Below are 16,495 nucleotides of genomic sequence, written 5' to 3'. Positions count from 1 at the left end.
TTACTATTCAAACTCAATATTGTTAAGAATGAGTCCTGATGCGGGAGCGATGTATTCCATTTTTATGCTGCTATTGGGTAATAAACTAGTTTTTATGTCTTCTAAGGATAGTTTGCCTTTTCCTAAATCAATTAGTGTTCCCATCATCAATCTTATTTGGTTTCGCATAAACCCTTTGCCCTTCACTCTTAATAAATAGGTGTTTTTAGGAAAGTAATTAGCCGAATAGATTGTATTTTCTACTAATTCACATAAGAGTACCTCTCGATGGTAAATGCCATTGTCTGTAGGTTTATAGCAATATGTTTTAAAATAGTGTTGGCCTTCAAAAAGCTTAGCACCTTGTTTCATAATATCAATATCTAAGTCATCAAGGATAGTCGTCATAATTGGCGCGCAAAAGGGATGGCATTTTTCTCCGCAAGTAAATAAATATAAATATTCTTTAATTTTTGAGTGATTTATGATGTTAAAATCAGCGTTGACTTCACGTATACTTGTTGCTCTAATATCTTGTGGAAGGTTATGATTAAATAGCTCTAAAAATGCTTTCTTATCCTCAATTGGTTCGAATAAAAACAATTCAAAAGCAGCATTTTCGGCAGACACCATAGCATCGGTTCTACCAGAACTTAAACTTTTAAATCGTTTGCCTTCAAGAATAAAATTTAAAGTTCTATCTACCATTAAATGAAGTGTTTTTACATTAGGTTGTTTTTGCCAACCATGAAAACGATACCCTAAATATTGAATAGTAAAAACATAAAAATATTTTTTCATTTTTTCATTTAAAAAATTCACCGACCCAAGGATCGAGGTTTCCTATCTACCCACTCCTTTGGAGAGGTCAGAATTGCTTTTTTTTGCAATTCTGGGTGAGGCAAAATACGCTCTTTATTAATTGTGACAAAAAATTTATAACTTGTATATCTAATTAATGTCAATTTGAGTGTAAATTGTTGCATGTCGACTCATTTACTCAATCCCTGTTTTCCTAGAAGTTGAGTGCATTTTAAACCTTTAATACGACATTTTACACTCAAATTGGTATAACTAACTAAATATTAATAATTATGACAGAAACATCAATGAATAAACCACCTGTTTGGTTCTGGATAGTGAGTGGCATAGCTCTTATTTGGAACGGGCTTGGGGTAGACGGTTACTTAGGACAAGCATATAATACGGAAAGATACCGAAGCGCTTTCTCAGCTGAAGAACTCGAAATGGCAGCAAATCTTCCCTCATGGATAACAGCTGCATTTGCCATTGCAGTTTTTGCAGGGGTTATTGGAGCTATTGGACTTTTGTTAAGAAAAAAATGGGCGACTATTTTTTGGATTATTTCGTTAATTGCAGTGATTATCCAAATGGGATATGGTTTTATTAATAAGCAGGTAACTCATTTGTGGATGACTATTATGATACTTGTATTTGCCTTTCTTTTTCTATGGTTTTCAAGAAAATCTCAAGCTAAAGGCTGGCTTTTATAGCATGATTATTAGGAAGTAGTGTAATAATTGAAGAAACTTCTAAAGTTTCTTTTTTGTGCTTGTTATACTCTTGGCAGGTAATAATTATGTTTTCAATAGTTTTTTTGACTCGTATTTAATCAATAATATTTCAATTCATTTGTTTTCTTTTTTTCATTTGCTTAGGTCCGTACCACAGCCAAAATCCTGTAATGGTAAATGTTAATAATGCGAGTCCCATAATACTTGTATAAACTAGTCTTATTTGTTTTCCTGAGGTATTAAAATAACGATCTAAGATTAAACCATCATGTATATTCTCAATGATGTCTGAGTTTCTACGTCTAACACTTAATACATTTCCTGTTGCTCCATCAATTTGAACACCCCAATAATGATCAGAAAAAACAAATTTAACTATACCTTTATCTTTTCGCATGTCTATTCTATCTAGCTCAAGTGATAAATTTGTTGAAATAGAATCTTGTAAAGTTTTACAAGCTATGATATGTAGACTGTCTATAGGTATCCATTCTTTAAGATCTGTTGATGTGCCATAATGCGATTTTGGTAAAATAATACCGTTACTATGCTTTTTCCAACCTAATAGCACACCTGTTATAGAAATAAAAATAAAAAACACAAATAACAAAGCTCCAGTCCATCTATGAACTTTCCTAAATACTCTTAATATTTTTGCCTGCTTTTTCCTTTTGTTATTTTTTTTCATTTAATATTATTTTGGGGCTTATTCATTTTTTAATGAAAGTTCAATATTAAAAATAAATTTTATTAATACAGCTATTATTTTAAAATGCTTGATTAGTTCTATTTATATAAGTTTAATGACACCAAAATTAAAAATAATTTTAGTGAGACAGACTAGACGCGAACTTCACACTATGCTTATATAAAAACAAATACTATACAACAAATAAGTTATATAGTATTTGCAATTTATTGAATATAGTTTGTTTACTTAAAAAGTAAATACAACAAATTCAGATAAGAAAGATAAACTTTGTAATCCTTCTGTCATAACTAACCTAATATGTCTTATTGTCTGTAATTCATCTAAAACATATTCTTGATAAGCTGTATTTCCAGGATCAAAACTTAATTCCTCAGTTATTCGAGTTCAATCATTACCATCTGTCGAGACCTATTGAAGTTTGAATTTGTTTAAGTACCTCTCGTTAAGCTTCACAAGGTCTAAGTCAATAAAAAAAGGTATTAGAAATTTTCTAATACCTTTTTTTAAATTATTGGTAAGCTAGTTACTTTGCATCATAAGCATCATAAGCGGCCAACTGTTTTGGAGTAAACAAATCTTTCTTCTCCTGCATAGTTTCCATCAGTTTAGATGTCAATGCTTTTTTATAGACTCCTTTCTTTTTCTTCGATTTAGATGTTTCATTTTTGAAAACAATAAGTGCTCTGTAAATTTCTTTAATCTTAACTTCTTGCTCTTCTGAAAGTTTTAGAGATTTATCTGTTTCTGTTAACATGATATTATCTTCCTTGATTAAGTCATTTATTTGACTATCAATATCTTTTTGAGCAAATACGGCAGATGACGTGATTATAAAAAATAATAACGACATGATAGTTTTTTGTAGGTTCATGGGGTAATAATTTAAAATTATAGAGTAAATATAATGAAATTTAATTATTTGTGTCTTCCTTTTAATTCTTCCTCAATATCTTTCAACGTGAATCCTTTTGCTTGCAATAGCATTAAATAGTGAAATAATAAGTCTGCCGACTCATATAAAAACAGCTCATCGTTATTATCCATGGCTTCAATAACAGTTTCTACAGCCTCCTCTCCTACTTTTTGAGCAATTTTATTAATGCCTTTTTCAAATAAACTAGCAACGTATGATTTGTTAGTGTCTTTATTAGAAATGCGTTCTGTAATAATAGCCTCTAAAGTTGATAAAAATCCATATGTTGGTTTATTCTCAGTTTGCCAACAGGTATCTGTTCCTCTGTGGCATGTAGGACCAATAGAGTTTACCTGAATTAAAAGTGTATCATTATCACAATCATTTTTTATGTCGACCAAATTTAAAAAGTTCCCACTTTCTTCTCCTTTTGTCCATAAGCGTTGTTTACTCCTACTAAAAAAAGTAACCTGTTTGGTTTCAATCGTTTTTTGGTAAGCGACATCATTCATATACCCCAACATTAATACATTTTTTGTTGTGGCGTCTTGAATGATTGCAGGAACAAGTCCGTTGTTATCGTATTTAATAGTCATAATTTTTTATTATTGAATATTGAAAAGACCCTTCGACTGCGCTCAGGGAGGCATTCTCAATTTAACGACTAAAGTCGTACTTCTATATTATTAGCTTTTAACTCTTTTTTTAAGTCTGGAATTGGAATTTCACCAAAGTGAAAAACACTAGCTGCCAAGGCTGCATCCGATTTCCCTTCTTTAAAGGTGTCTATAAAATGTTGTACATTTCCAGCACCACCAGAGGCAATAATTGGAATGTTCAACGCTTCAGATAATTTAGCTAAAGCTTTATTTGCAAACCCATTTTTGGTACCATCATGATTCATGGATGTAAACAGGATTTCTCCTGCACCACGCACTTCAACTTCTTTAGCCCATTCAAATAAATCAATTTCCGTTGGAATACTACCACCTGCTAAATGCACTTTCCATTGTCCATCAACTTCTTTTGCATCTATGGCCACAACAATACATTGGCTTCCAAATTTATCGGATAATTCATTAATCAGTTCTGGTCTTTTAACTGCTGATGAATTTATAGATACTTTATCAGCTCCACATTTTAACAAAGCATCAACATCTTCAATAGAAGATATCCCACCTCCGACTGTAAATGGAATATTTACTTGCTCTGCGACATGCAATACCATATCTAAAGTGGTTGCCCGTCCTTCCAGTGTTGCCGAAATGTCAAGAAAAACTAATTCGTCTGCCCCAATATCTGCATATTGTTTTGCTAATTCAACAGGATCTCCAGCATCACGTAAATCAATAAAATTAACACCTTTAACAGTTCTCCCATTTTTAATATCTAAACAGGGTATAATTCTTTTTGTTAGCATTTTTTAAAATTAAAAGTTAAATATTGAAAGTTAAAAGTCGGTACAAAAAACACTTCTAACCTCTAATATTGCACATCGTACTTTCAAATGTATTTTTCTAATTCGAACAGGCTTATTCTGTTTTCATATATGGCTTTACCAATAATAACACCTTCACAACCAATTTCTTTTAAAATCGGTAACTCTTCAATGGATGAAATACCGCCAGAAGCTATTAACTTAATTGATTGATCGCTACTACTATTTGAACATTCTGAAATGATTTGCTTATACAATTCTACGGATGGGCCTTCAAGCATACCATCTTTTGAAATATCTGTACAAATAACATACTTAATTCTTTTCTTCTGATAAGCTTTAATAAACGGAATAACATCTTCTTTGCTTTGTTCCATCCAACCACCAATAGCTACTTTTCCATGGTCACTATCTGCTCCTAAAATAATTTTTTCAGAACCATATTTATTGATCCAGCTTTCAAAAGTTTCAGGATCATTAACTGCAATACTTCCTCCTGTAATCTGTTTAGCACCAGAATTAAAAGCAATGTGTAAATCTTCATTTGTTTTTAATCCGCCGCCAAAATCTATTTTAAGGCTTGTTTTAGACGCTATTTGCTCTAGGACTTTATAATTTACAATATGTTTGGCTTTTGCACCATCTAAATCAACTAAATGTAAGTATTCAATGCCAGATCCCTCAAACATCTTAGCAATCTCTAATGGGTTTTCATTATATACTTTTTTAGTGTCATAATCTCCTTTTGTTAATCGGACACATTTTCCGTCTATTATATCTATGGCTGGTATTATTCTCATCTTAAAAGTTAAATATTAAAGGTTAAAAGTTATTTCCTATTGCGCTTTGCTGTATTAATTGACGCAACTGTAATAGCTAACAATTCTTTTCCTTCTTGTTTCAATTTTATTTTTTCTTCTGATTGACCTGAAAGTATTTCTTCAAATATTTCTAACCAATAAACACTTTCATCGGCTTCTTCCTCAACTATTTTTAATTTGTTTATAAAATCTGCTGTAGATTTAGCTCTTTGTGAAGCCCTATAATTAGCTCCAACAGAGCTCGAACTTCGTATTAGTTGATTGACAAATGCATTATATTCCCTAGATTTAGGTATTTTAAAACAAAAATGCCAGCAATCTAGTGCAAATTTTTTTGTTCTATTCAATAATTCATTTTTCATACTACAACTTTTAATATTTAATTTTCCACTTCTAACTTTAAAAAGTTCTGCAAAATTTTAGCTCCTGCTAAGCTACTCTTTTCTGGGTGAAATTGCACACCATAAAAATTATTGTGTTGTAATGCTGAAGCATAATTAATACCATAATCTGTTTTTGCTATGGTTTCATTACAGTGTTCGGCATAGTAACTGTGTACCAAATACATATATTCATTTTCTTTAATCCCAGAAAACAAATCAGACTTTAGATCTTTTATAACATTCCACCCCATTTGTGGGACCTTTACATCGTTTGTGAAACGTTTCACTTTCGTTCTGAATATACCGAGTCCCTTAGTATTTCCTTCTTCGGTTGATTCGCAGAGTAATTGCATACCAAGGCAGATACCTAAAACAGGTTGCTTTAAAGTTGGAATCAGTTTATCTAATCCGCTGTTTCGTAACATAGCCATGGCTGTACTTGCTTCACCAACACCGGGAAAAATAATTTTGTCTGCCGCTAAAATTTCTTCTGGATTATTTGATAAAACAGCATCAATTCCTAAGCGTTTAAAAGCAAATTGAATACTTTTAATGTTCCCAGCACCGTAATTTATAATTACAATAGAAGCCCCATCTAACTTCCCCAAAGGGGAAGAACTATTATTCTGATCTGTTATTTTACTCATTTTATATTTTTATCCGTTTATAACTCCTTCCTTTTGGGAAGGTTGGGATGGGCGTTTACAACATTCCTTTTGTTGATGGTAAAATCATTTTCTCAACATCTCGCTTTACTGCCATCTTTATTGCTTTTGCAAATGCTTTAAAAATAGCTTCAATTTTATGGTGTTCGTTTTGCCCTTCTGCTTTGATGTTTAAATTACATTTGGCTCCGTCTGTAAACGATTTAAAGAAATGATAAAACATTTCTGTTGGCATTTTTCCAATCATTTCCCTTTTAAAGTCAGCTTCCCAAACAAGCCAATTTCTTCCACCAAAATCAATAGCAGCCTGTGCATAACAATCGTCCATAGGTAAGCAAAACCCATAGCGTTCAATACCTAATTTATTTCCTAAAGCCGTATTAAATAATTCACCTAATGCAATAGCTGTATCTTCAATAGTATGGTGTTCATCGACTTCTAAATCACCATCTACTTTTATGTTTAAATCTAATTGTCCGTGACGAGCTATTTGGTCTAACATATGATCAAAAAAAGCAAGTCCCGTATCGATATTACTTTTTCCTGTCCCATCTAAATTCACATCTATAGCAATCTTTGTTTCATTAGTGTTTCTAAAAATTTCTCCTGTACGAGCATTTGTTTTTAAGAAGGTATAGATAGCTTCCCAATCGTTGCTCTCTAATGCGATGTAAGCGTCTAATTGTTCCCTTTTAACAGTGATTTCATCAGTCCCCAAATTGGTTTCATCGTTTATAAAAACACCTTTAGCTCCTAGGTTTTTTGCTAATTCAATATCCGTAAGTCTATCACCTATTACAAAAGAGTTTTCTAAGTCGTAATCATCAGAAAAATATTTTGTTAGTAAGCCCGTATTAGGTTTTCTTGTTGGTGCGTTATCTTTTGCAAAAGTTCTATCAATGAATTGTTCTTTGAAAACAATGCCCTGATCCTCAAAACATTTTATAATAAAATTATGAATAGGCCAAAAATCACTTTCAGGAAATGCTTCTGTTCCTAACCCATCTTGGTTTGTGATCATCACTATTTCATAATCTAATTCTTTAGCTATTTTACCTAAATATTGAAATACTTTAGGATAAAACTCTAGTTTTTCAAGCGAATCGATTTGCTCATCTGAAGGTTCCTTAATAATGGTTCCATCACGGTCTATAAACAATACTTTTTTCATCTTTTTGTCATTCCTGCCTTCACAGGAATCTATTTTTTAATTATTATTCTATATTGGATTCCGCGTCAAGTACGGAATGACAAGGTTTTATAAACCTTTTAATGTTTTTATTAATACTTTATTTTCTTTAGAAGTACCAACGGTCAATCGTAAACAATTTTCACAACCAGGTTGTGTGGTCCTATTTCTTATAACAATACCTTGCTCTATAAGTTGATCGTAACGTTTTGTAGCATTATCTACTTTTACTAAAACAAAGTTGGCATCAGAGGGATAAATTTTTGAAATAAAACTAATAGCATCCAATTCTGAAATTAAAAGAGCACGCTCTTTTAAAATATCATTGATTTGATTTGTTGTTAAATCTTCTATGCTTAATTGTTGAATAGCCTTTTGTTGTGTTAGTTCATTAACGTTATACGGTGGCTTTATTCTATTTAAAACTGAAATAATCTCTGTGGATGCATAGCAAACTCCTAATCGAATTCCTGCCATTCCATATGCTTTAGAAAGCGTTTGAGTAACTATTAAATTAGGAAATTCTTCCAAGCGATAGATCCAACTTTTCTCTCTTGAAAAATCAATATAGGCTTCATCAATAACAACAATGCCTTTAAATCTATTTAGTAATTCTTCAATTGATTGGCTTGAAAAGCTGTTACCTGTAGGGTTGTTTGGCGAACATAAGAAAAGAATTTTACTGCTATCATCTACTGCATTTAGTATAGTTTCAACTTGTGGTTGAAAACTGTTTGATAGTTGCACTTCTTTAATACCAATAGCGTTAATATTAGCCAAAACGCTATACATACCATAGGTTGGAGGTAATATGATGATGTTGTCTTTGTTTGGCTCGCAAAAGACCCTAAAAATAAGATCTAGTACTTCATCGCTTCCATTACCTAAAAGCATGTTTTTTGAACTGACATTTTTTATTTCAGAAAGTATTGCCTTTACACCACTTTGTTGAGGGTCTGGATAACGGTTCACTCCATTTTCGAATGGATTTTCATTGGCATCTAAAAACACCATAGCATCACTAGTACCCTGAAATTCATCTCTTGCCGATGAATAAGGCTTTAATGCTTTAATGGTTGGTCTTATTAAGTTGTCTATATTGAAATATGCTGCTTTCATAGTCATCTTGTGAGCTTAGTTTATGAGATTCCCGTCTTCGCAGGAATTATATCTTTTAATCTAATAGATACGGCATTTTTGTGTGCTTGTAAGCCCTCTGCTTCTGCCATTAACTCTATGGTTTCTCCTATATTTAATAAGCCGTCTTTTGATATTTTTTGAAAAGTCATACTTTTTAAAAAGCTATCTAAGTTTACTCCGGAATAGGCTTTTGAAAACCCATTGGTAGGTAAGGTGTGATTTGTTCCTGAAGCATAATCACCTGCACTTTCAGGTGTATAATCACCTATAAAAACAGAGCCTGCGTTAGCGATACCATTTATATAGAAATCTTCATTTTTAGTACAAATAATAAAATGTTCTGGTCCATATTCATTAATTAAATCGAGAGCAAATTCATTATTTTCAATATAAATTAATTTAGAGTTGGCGATGGCCTTTTTCGCAATAGCTTGTCTTGGCAATTCTTTAATTTGCCTTTCAATTTCTTCAGAAACTGAGTTGATCAAGTTTTTTGATGTAGATACTAAAATAACCTGGCTATCGGCACCGTGTTCTGCTTGACTTAATAAATCTGAGGCAATATAAGATGCGTTGGCATCATCATCAGCAACCACTAATAACTCACTTGGCCCTGCAGGCATATCAATAGCTACTCCAAATTTTGTAGCAAGTTGTTTTGCTACGGTAACAAATTGATTTCCCGGGCCAAAAATTTTATAAACTTGTGGAATGATTTCTGTTCCAAATGTTAATCCAGCTATGGCTTGTATGCCACCAACTTTAATAATCTTTGTAACGCCACAAAGTTGTGCAGCAAAAAGAATTTCTGGAGCTAATTCACCTTTTTTATTAGGTGGTGAGCATAATACGATCTCTTTACAGCCAGCAATTTGCGCTGGAACCGCTAACATTAAAACCGTTGAAAACAAAGGAGCAGTTCCTCCGGGAATATACAATCCTACTTTTTCAATAGGGCGTTTTTCTTGCCAGCAAGAGACACCGTTTATGGTTTCCACTTCTACTCTATTTGTTAGTTGCGCTTTATGAAACTTTTCAATATTTGTTTTTGCTAATTTTATGGCGTTTTGAAGATTAACGGGAATATTTTTAATAGCCGAATTGAGCTCTTCAAGACTCACAACATTATTTTCAAGGATAACCCCATCAAAACGTGTTGTGTATTCAGAAATAGCTCTGTCTCCTTGCCTGCTAACTTCATTGAATATCTCGTTAACGATGCCTTCAATATCATCTACCGTCTGCGTGGGGCGTTTTAAGACCTCAGACCAACTTTCTTTATTTGGATTATATATTTTATTCATTATTTTATAATTGTTTTTGAAAGTGATAGGCTACTAATTCATATCCTTGAGATTCCCAGAATCTTCGCCCTCTCTCATTTTTCACATAACAATTTAATTCTGATGCTTCACAACCTATAGATTTAGCATATTTAAATATCCAATCTACTAGAAGTTTACCTATTCCTTTACCTTGGTATTCTGGAGAAATAAAAACATTATCTGGTTCAATATGTTTACCAACATAGTATTTTGTTAGTACCCATAATCCAGAAATCCCAATGAGTTTTTGATCATCAAATATGCCAACACATTTATAATTATTTAATAGCATGTCTTTTAACCTTTCTTCTAAAGAGGCAACACTAACATCGGGTTTCAACTCTTTCAAAAATGGGATTATTATTCCCATTTGGGCATTATCTATTAATTTAATATCGTACATCAGAGCACCATTTTTTCAATAGGACAAACCAAAATGCCTTGTGCACCGTTAGCTTTTAATTCATCAATAACATCCCAAAATTCATTTTTGCTTATAACAGAATGTACAGAACTCCAACCTTCTTGTGCTAAAGGTAAAACCGTTGGGCTTTTCATACCTGGTAATACGTTAATAATGGCCTGAATTTTCTCGTTAGGAGCATTCAATAAAATATATTTTGATTGACGTCCTTTTAATACAGACTGAATTCTAAACTGAATTTTATCAAGAATAGCTTGTTTATCTGTACTTAGAAGCGGAGAAACGGCTAACACAGCCTCAGATTTTAGAATCATTTCGACCTCCTTTAGGTTGTTTTTAAACAAGGTACTTCCACTAGAAACAATATCGCAAATAGCATCAGCTAATCCTATGTTTGGTGCGATTTCTACAGAACCATTAATAATGTGAAGATTAGCAGAAATATTATTCTTTTCTAAATAACTCTTAACGGTATTTGGGTAGGATGTAGCAATACGTTTTCCTTCCAGGTCTTGGATGCCTTTGTAATCAACCGATTTTGGTACAGCGATACAGACTCTACAGGTAGAAAAGCCTAATTTTTCGGCAACTCTAATATCATTCCCTTTTTCTATTAGAACATTTTCGCCAATAATTGCTGCGTCTACTACGCCATCTTTAAGGTATTGAGGGATGTCTCCATTTCTTAAGTAAAAAACTTCTACCGGGAAATTTCTGGCTGCAGCTTTTAATTGATCTTTTCCATTATCGATAGAAATACCGATGTCTTTTAAAATTTTCATCGAGTCTTCGTTTAAACGCCCCGACTTTTGCACTGCAATTCTTAGTTTACTCATTTTGTTGTTTTTATGAGTTTGAAACAATCAATTTGGAATTAAAATTAAAAAACCCGCTTGATTGTCTCAAACGGGTTTAAAAATATGCTGATTTTATTCAATACATTTTCAGTTCGCTTGAGAGCAAATATGAAAATGATGATGGAATTGAATAAAGTTCATGTTTTGTTTTGTTTATGCAAATATCTGTAATTTATATTTATAATTCCAAATTATAGTTAAAGATTTAATAAAATTAAATAAAACCTATTTATTGCTTTCAAAATTTATTTATTTTTAAAGAATAAGCTTAAACATTAATAAATTATGAAATATCTAGTATGTTGTTTTATTATTCTCTTTTCATTTCAAAACGCCATTTTTGCCCAGGAAAGTGCTGAAGTGATTATGGAAAACGCTAAAGTAAAAGCTAAAAAGGAAAACAAAAACGTGCTTATTATTTTTCATGCATCTTGGTGTGGTTGGTGTAAAAAAATGGATGATAACATGAATGATCCTGTTTGTAAAGATTTATTCGATAAGAGTTTCGTTACCGAACATTTAGTGGTTATGGAACCAGATAAAAAAAGTCATTTAGAAAACCCTGGTGCTGAAGACATGTTCAAACAATATACAGGTGGTAAACAAACTGGGATTCCATTTTTTTTAATTTTTAATAGTGATGGTAAACTTATTGAAGACTCTTTTGATTCGAATAAGCAAAATCTGGGTTGCCCAGCTAGTAAAAAAGAGGTTGCTGAATTTATTAAGATATTAAAAAATACGACAAGCTTAAACGATGAAGAGCTAGCTGTAATTTCCAAAAAATTTACGCTTAAATAAAAGTGTGTTAAGTAATAAAAAGGCAGTACATAAATAAGCATATACTACCTCCTTTTAGGTAATTAGTCACTATAATACAATTAATGATACTTTTATTAATATAAATATTACAAAAGTATCATTTAAGAGATCTTTTCTATTTTTTCTTTTTGTTTGCTATCAATCCTAGCTTAGGATTATCGGGTATAGTTACTTCACCTTTTAAAGTGCCTTTAGTATTTTTTAGCGAGATATTTATTATAGCGCCTTCAATGTACAAATCGAAATGCAAAATGCCTTTCTTAAGCTTGGTAGTGTCTGCTACTAATTTTCTGCCATCAGTAAATATAACTGTAGTTGTTATATTATTTTCTTTTTTTTCTATTTTAAGTTCTCCATTAGTATATCCATATTCAGCACCATCACATACATACTCCCAAGTCCCCAAAAAATCGTTTACAGTATTTTGTGATTTTGCTACAAAAATCACAAATAATACTAAAATTGTTGTTGCTACAAATTGTTTTTTCATAATAAATTTAAGTTATAATTTTAATGTTGTAAGGTTGTTTTATTTCAACAAAATTAACTGATACTTCAATTCGTTAAAAAAAAATGTGGCGAATAATACTATTTAGGGACAGATGGAATAATTGATTCGAATGCTGTGGTGTAATTACGCGATACGGGGATAACAGTTGTTGTGTTTTTTATATGTAAGTACAGCTTACTTGATTTTTTTTGAACCATTTTAATCATATTTATATTAACTATATATGATCGATGGCATCGTTTAAGACTACTGTTTGTGAAAATGTTCTCTATATTTTTTAGAGTATTTCTAATTAAAATACTCTTTATTTGGTCAACATCAAGATAATATACAGCAATATAATTATCTGCAGATTCTATATATAATATATTGGAAAGAAGTAAAGACAACTTTACAACACCATTTTCATCTGGAATACCTATTAAACCTGTTCCTTTACTAGAAACAACTGAAGCATTTAATTCTTTTTGCTGTAACATATATATAATTAGTATACTTGAAAAATACGGAATTAATGTGCCAAAAAAAGTATAACGAAATGATTGTAAATACTCTGGCCAAAAAGGAAAGGTTAAGTTACCGTATATTAGATGTAATATGAGTGAAATAATAATAACTTCTCCAAAAAACCAAAGGAGAAAACCTCCCAAAAGAAATGAATTTATTTTTAAAAGTTTCCTAACTAAAAATTGGGAGCAAGCTATTACAATGGCGGCAATAAAACTAAAGCTAGATAGCCTGAAAAACTGTTGAATTCCTGAATCTTTTTCCCATAGATTAATATTGAAAGGAAGAAATATATTAATAAATATAATACCAAATACTAAGCAAAAGCCAATTAATATTAACTTTTGCTTAGTATTGTCTATGAGTGTAAATGGCTGCGACAAAAAGTGTTTCATACACTTTTTTTAGAAACTTATTACTATTGGTTTCCTAAAATAATTGGCATTCCACTGTCTCCAGAACCTATAACAATAACTTTACTATTAGGTGACTCTGACAATTTAATAGTAGCTTCAATACCTTTGTCTTGAAGAATTTTATCTGTTAAAGAAGCACTTAAAATACGGTTAGCATCTGCCTTACCCTGTGCTTCAATAATTACTTTTTCCGCTTCTTTTGCAGCAGTAACCAGTCTAAATTCGTATTCTAAAGACTCTTGTTCTTGTTTTAATTTGCGTTCAATGGCATCTTTAATTGTTGCAGGTAAAGTGACATCTCTAACTAAGACATCATTTAATACAATGTATTGATTGTCAAGGATTTTCTTAGTTTCATCAAAAATTTCACTTTGAATGATATCTCTCTTACTAGAATAAAGTTGCTCGGGTGTATAACGACCGACCACACTTCTAGCTGCCGATCTTAACGCTGGCTTGATAATTCTATCAAGATAATTTTCGCCTTTTTCTTGATGCAATCTTCCTAAATCTACTGATTTTGGCATGTACCAAGCTGTGGTTTCTAATATAATATCCAATCCATTTGAAGAAAGTACTTTCATTTTCTCAAAAAGTTCTTGTTGACGCACTTCATAAATAATAACCTTATTCCAAGGTGCTACAATATGAAATCCTTCCCCTAAAGGTGGTGCGTCTGTAACAACACCATTGTCAAATGTTTTATAAAGAACTCCTGCTTCACCAGAACCAATGGTTACGGCTGATTTTGCTAATACTATAACAAGTATAATTGCAACAACAATTACTGGCAATGCCACTTTAGGTAATTTTTCCATTATTATTTTAATTTAAATTAATCCGTTATATTTTCTAATAAACCACTCTAAACCTAAGCTTAAAGCAATTATGATGAGTAGATATTTCCAATCTATCAAAGGTATGATATTTTTATTGCTTTTTTGAATAGATACGTAACGATTATCGTTTAATAAATCGTTCACTAAACCCTTTGTATTATCAATAAAATAACTCTTACCTTCACTGTTAGTAGCTAACTGTTGCAACTTTGTTACATTGGCATTTAAAAATTGTTGTTCAACATGATATTCTAAAACCTGAAAGCTTCCGGATTTGGCTATATTAGCATTAATTGCTCTTACGGTAAAACTATATTCTGAAGGCGGTAAACTACTTAAATCAACTTGAAAATTATTATTTTTAAGAATAAGCGGGAATGTTTTATTCTCTTTTGTAATATTATCTGTTACGGAAATATTAAGTGTTTCTCGTGTATCAAAAACATAATTTTTGTCGAAAAACTCCGCCTTAATTATAATGCTACTACTACCATTATAGAAAGACTCATAATCGACATTCAATCGATCTTTTCTTTTGCTTGAAGCTAAATACTGAACAAGCTTTCCTATAAAATCATCAAATTGATTAAATGATTTGTTATTAATATAACTTTGTGCTCTCCATTGCCAAATATTTTCTCCGAACAACACCCCTTCTCTCCTACCATTAGTTTCATAAGTTACTAATAAGGGCTCGTTTGTTGAAATGCCATTAATGCTTTTATTTAAAATGGGTTCGTACGGTATAGTGAAAGATACCAATCCGTAATTTGAGTTTAAAGGTGGGAATGATTCAAAGTCGATATCATCAACTATAAACGGTGTATAATTGGTGTTTAATTCGGCTTGATAAGTTTCGGTTTGATTTGTTATTTCGCTTAAAAAATTAGGCTTGATGCTATTTAAGAAATTTAAATCAGTTTTAATCCCAACAACGGTAAAATGATTCTTGTTTTCTTTTTCTAAGACCTCAAACAACTGTTTAAACTTGTAGTTTGGTTGATTGATTATAATTAGCTGGAAATCATTTATTTGGTTTAGTATATTTTTTGGATTTAAAAATTCAACCGAGCGCTGTTCATTACTTTCAATACTCTTTTTTAAAGCACCTAAATCCGGGTGCAAAAAATCGCTAACAATAGCAATTTTTGTTTTTTGGTCAATGACTTCTACCGCAAAGTTTTTAGAATTGTTAATCTTATTTTTTTCATTATCAATAGGAACAATGGTCGCTTTATAGCTACTTACACCTACACCATTTGCTGGTAATGTAAAGTTAATAACTTTTGAGTTGTTCTCTTTTGAAAAGCGAATCGATTCAGAATAAACAGTTGTATGGCCTCTTGTTACTAGAAAGCGAGAGTTTATCGTGTTATTTCCATTATAAACTAGAATGGTTTCAACAGGAAATCTGTTTTTTAAATAGGCATACTTGTTTACATTTAATTGTTGAATTTTTAAATCGGTATATGTTACTGTATCTCCTAATATTACAGGATAAATGTTTTGTTTGTATGTCGATGTGGTAAACTGATAATCATTACCGTAGGTTTGATTACCGTCTGAAATTATCAAGGTAGGTGCTGTGGTTTGTCTATATATTTGAGATAATTGCTTAAAAGCATTGTTGATATTCGTCTGATTCTCTGAAAAATCAGTAGAATCTGAAGCTTTAAACGATTCACCAAATGTATATAGGTCTATATTGAATTTATCATTTAAATTGTCATCATTAGATAATCTTTCAACTAAATTAATGACTTGAGTATCTTGATTGAGGTGTTTTATAGAACTTGAGTTATCTACAGCAACAACCAAATTTGGTTTTTCAATAGAAAAACTAAGCTGTTCAAATTTCGGATTTATAAGCAATAAAAAAATAGAAAAAATGCTCAGGAATCTTAAAAAAGAAAAAAGCATGTTCAATTTAGACATGCCTTTCTTTTTATGCATATACTGAAAAAGCGCTAATAGTAGTGCAACAATTCCAGAAAGGATTATATATAAGAGTGTTTGGGT

General features: G+C 31.5%; 19 protein-coding genes. 2 read left to right on the top strand and 17 right to left on the bottom strand.

Annotated elements, in window-relative coordinates; genetic code table 11:
* Nucleotides 1–3: 3 nt before the first annotated feature.
* On the bottom strand, nucleotides 4–780 hold the full coding sequence (locus Q4Q47_RS16675; protein WP_303307772.1) for a tRNA pseudouridine synthase A: 777 nt from the start codon (nucleotides 778–780) through the stop codon (nucleotides 4–6).
* A 293-nt stretch (nucleotides 781–1,073) separates the two neighbouring features.
* Between Q4Q47_RS16675 and Q4Q47_RS16670 the strand changes: the two genes are divergently transcribed.
* Complete coding sequence (locus Q4Q47_RS16670; RefSeq protein WP_303307771.1) at nucleotides 1,074–1,493, top strand: hypothetical protein; 420 nt, start codon at nucleotides 1,074–1,076, stop codon at nucleotides 1,491–1,493.
* 130 nt (nucleotides 1,494–1,623) lie between these two features.
* Here the strand turns inward: Q4Q47_RS16670 and Q4Q47_RS16665 are convergent, their stop codons facing one another.
* The 12 genes from Q4Q47_RS16665 to hisG form a co-directional block, all read right to left on the bottom strand.
* A complete protein-coding gene (locus Q4Q47_RS16665; protein ID WP_303307770.1) occupies nucleotides 1,624–2,202 on the bottom strand; it encodes a PepSY-associated TM helix domain-containing protein in 579 nt (192 codons plus the stop codon).
* Between the two features lie 547 nt (nucleotides 2,203–2,749).
* Nucleotides 2,750–3,097 (bottom strand): hypothetical protein, encoded by a 348-nt coding sequence (locus Q4Q47_RS16660; protein ID WP_303307769.1) that lies wholly within the window; start codon nucleotides 3,095–3,097, stop codon nucleotides 2,750–2,752.
* 44 nt (nucleotides 3,098–3,141) lie between these two features.
* Entirely contained in the window at nucleotides 3,142–3,735 is a 594-nt protein-coding gene (gene hisIE / locus Q4Q47_RS16655; protein ID WP_303307768.1) for a bifunctional phosphoribosyl-AMP cyclohydrolase/phosphoribosyl-ATP diphosphatase HisIE, read from the bottom strand.
* Between the two features lie 68 nt (nucleotides 3,736–3,803).
* Nucleotides 3,804–4,559 (bottom strand): imidazole glycerol phosphate synthase subunit HisF, encoded by a 756-nt coding sequence (gene hisF, locus Q4Q47_RS16650; protein ID WP_303307767.1) that lies wholly within the window; start codon nucleotides 4,557–4,559, stop codon nucleotides 3,804–3,806.
* Nucleotides 4,560–4,642: 83 nt separating this feature from the next.
* Nucleotides 4,643–5,377: a 1-(5-phosphoribosyl)-5-[(5-phosphoribosylamino)methylideneamino]imidazole-4-carboxamide isomerase gene (gene hisA / locus Q4Q47_RS16645; protein WP_303307766.1), complete on the bottom strand. Its 735-nt coding sequence runs from the start codon at nucleotides 5,375–5,377 to the stop codon at nucleotides 4,643–4,645.
* 29 nt (nucleotides 5,378–5,406) lie between these two features.
* On the bottom strand, nucleotides 5,407–5,760 hold the full coding sequence (locus tag Q4Q47_RS16640) for a four helix bundle protein (RefSeq protein WP_303307765.1): 354 nt from the start codon (nucleotides 5,758–5,760) through the stop codon (nucleotides 5,407–5,409).
* A gap of 17 nt (nucleotides 5,761–5,777) precedes the next feature.
* On the bottom strand, nucleotides 5,778–6,428 hold the full coding sequence (hisH, locus tag Q4Q47_RS16635; protein WP_303307764.1) for an imidazole glycerol phosphate synthase subunit HisH: 651 nt from the start codon (nucleotides 6,426–6,428) through the stop codon (nucleotides 5,778–5,780).
* Nucleotides 6,429–6,483: 55 nt separating this feature from the next.
* Nucleotides 6,484–7,617, bottom strand: a complete 1,134-nt coding sequence (gene hisB / locus Q4Q47_RS16630; protein ID WP_303307763.1) for a bifunctional histidinol-phosphatase/imidazoleglycerol-phosphate dehydratase HisB — start codon at nucleotides 7,615–7,617, stop codon at nucleotides 6,484–6,486.
* Nucleotides 7,618–7,704: 87 nt separating this feature from the next.
* A complete protein-coding gene (gene hisC / locus Q4Q47_RS16625) occupies nucleotides 7,705–8,754 on the bottom strand; it encodes a histidinol-phosphate transaminase (protein ID WP_303307762.1) in 1,050 nt (349 codons plus the stop codon).
* 20 nt (nucleotides 8,755–8,774) lie between these two features.
* Nucleotides 8,775–10,079 (bottom strand): histidinol dehydrogenase, encoded by a 1,305-nt coding sequence (gene hisD / locus Q4Q47_RS16620; protein ID WP_303307761.1) that lies wholly within the window; start codon nucleotides 10,077–10,079, stop codon nucleotides 8,775–8,777.
* A 4-nt stretch (nucleotides 10,080–10,083) separates the two neighbouring features.
* Nucleotides 10,084–10,503 (bottom strand): GNAT family N-acetyltransferase, encoded by a 420-nt coding sequence (locus Q4Q47_RS16615; RefSeq protein ID WP_303307760.1) that lies wholly within the window; start codon nucleotides 10,501–10,503, stop codon nucleotides 10,084–10,086.
* Nucleotides 10,503–11,360, bottom strand: a complete 858-nt coding sequence (hisG, locus tag Q4Q47_RS16610; RefSeq protein ID WP_303307759.1) for an ATP phosphoribosyltransferase — start codon at nucleotides 11,358–11,360, stop codon at nucleotides 10,503–10,505. Before hisG ends, Q4Q47_RS16615 begins: the two co-directional genes overlap by 1 nt.
* Nucleotides 11,361–11,666: 306 nt before the next feature.
* Between hisG and Q4Q47_RS16605 the strand changes: the two genes are divergently transcribed.
* Nucleotides 11,667–12,182 (top strand): thioredoxin family protein, encoded by a 516-nt coding sequence (locus Q4Q47_RS16605; protein WP_303307758.1) that lies wholly within the window; start codon nucleotides 11,667–11,669, stop codon nucleotides 12,180–12,182.
* Nucleotides 12,183–12,318: 136 nt separating this feature from the next.
* On the opposite strand, the gene Q4Q47_RS16600 is transcribed toward Q4Q47_RS16605, so the two are convergent.
* From Q4Q47_RS16600 to Q4Q47_RS16585, 4 genes are all read right to left on the bottom strand, one after another.
* Nucleotides 12,319–12,693, bottom strand: coding sequence for a hypothetical protein (locus tag Q4Q47_RS16600; RefSeq protein ID WP_303307757.1), 375 nt, complete (start codon nucleotides 12,691–12,693; stop codon nucleotides 12,319–12,321).
* A gap of 98 nt (nucleotides 12,694–12,791) precedes the next feature.
* Nucleotides 12,792–13,616 (bottom strand): LytR/AlgR family response regulator transcription factor, encoded by an 825-nt coding sequence (locus tag Q4Q47_RS16595; RefSeq protein ID WP_303307756.1) that lies wholly within the window; start codon nucleotides 13,614–13,616, stop codon nucleotides 12,792–12,794.
* Nucleotides 13,617–13,639: 23 nt separating this feature from the next.
* Nucleotides 13,640–14,455, bottom strand: coding sequence for a prohibitin family protein (locus tag Q4Q47_RS16590; protein WP_303307755.1), 816 nt, complete (start codon nucleotides 14,453–14,455; stop codon nucleotides 13,640–13,642).
* Between the two features lie 12 nt (nucleotides 14,456–14,467).
* Nucleotides 14,468–16,411 carry a VWA domain-containing protein gene (locus Q4Q47_RS16585; RefSeq protein WP_303307754.1) on the bottom strand — a complete coding sequence of 648 codons (1,944 nt, stop codon included), beginning with the start codon at nucleotides 16,409–16,411 and terminating at the stop codon, nucleotides 14,468–14,470.
* Nucleotides 16,412–16,495: the final 84 nt, after the last annotated feature.

Source organism: Flavivirga spongiicola (assembly GCF_030540825.1).
GTDB classification, from domain to species: Bacteria; Bacteroidota; Bacteroidia; order Flavobacteriales; family Flavobacteriaceae; genus Flavivirga; species Flavivirga spongiicola.
The sequence above is the reverse complement of the archived record's forward strand: the minus strand, read 5'-3'. Positions and strand labels throughout refer to the sequence as shown.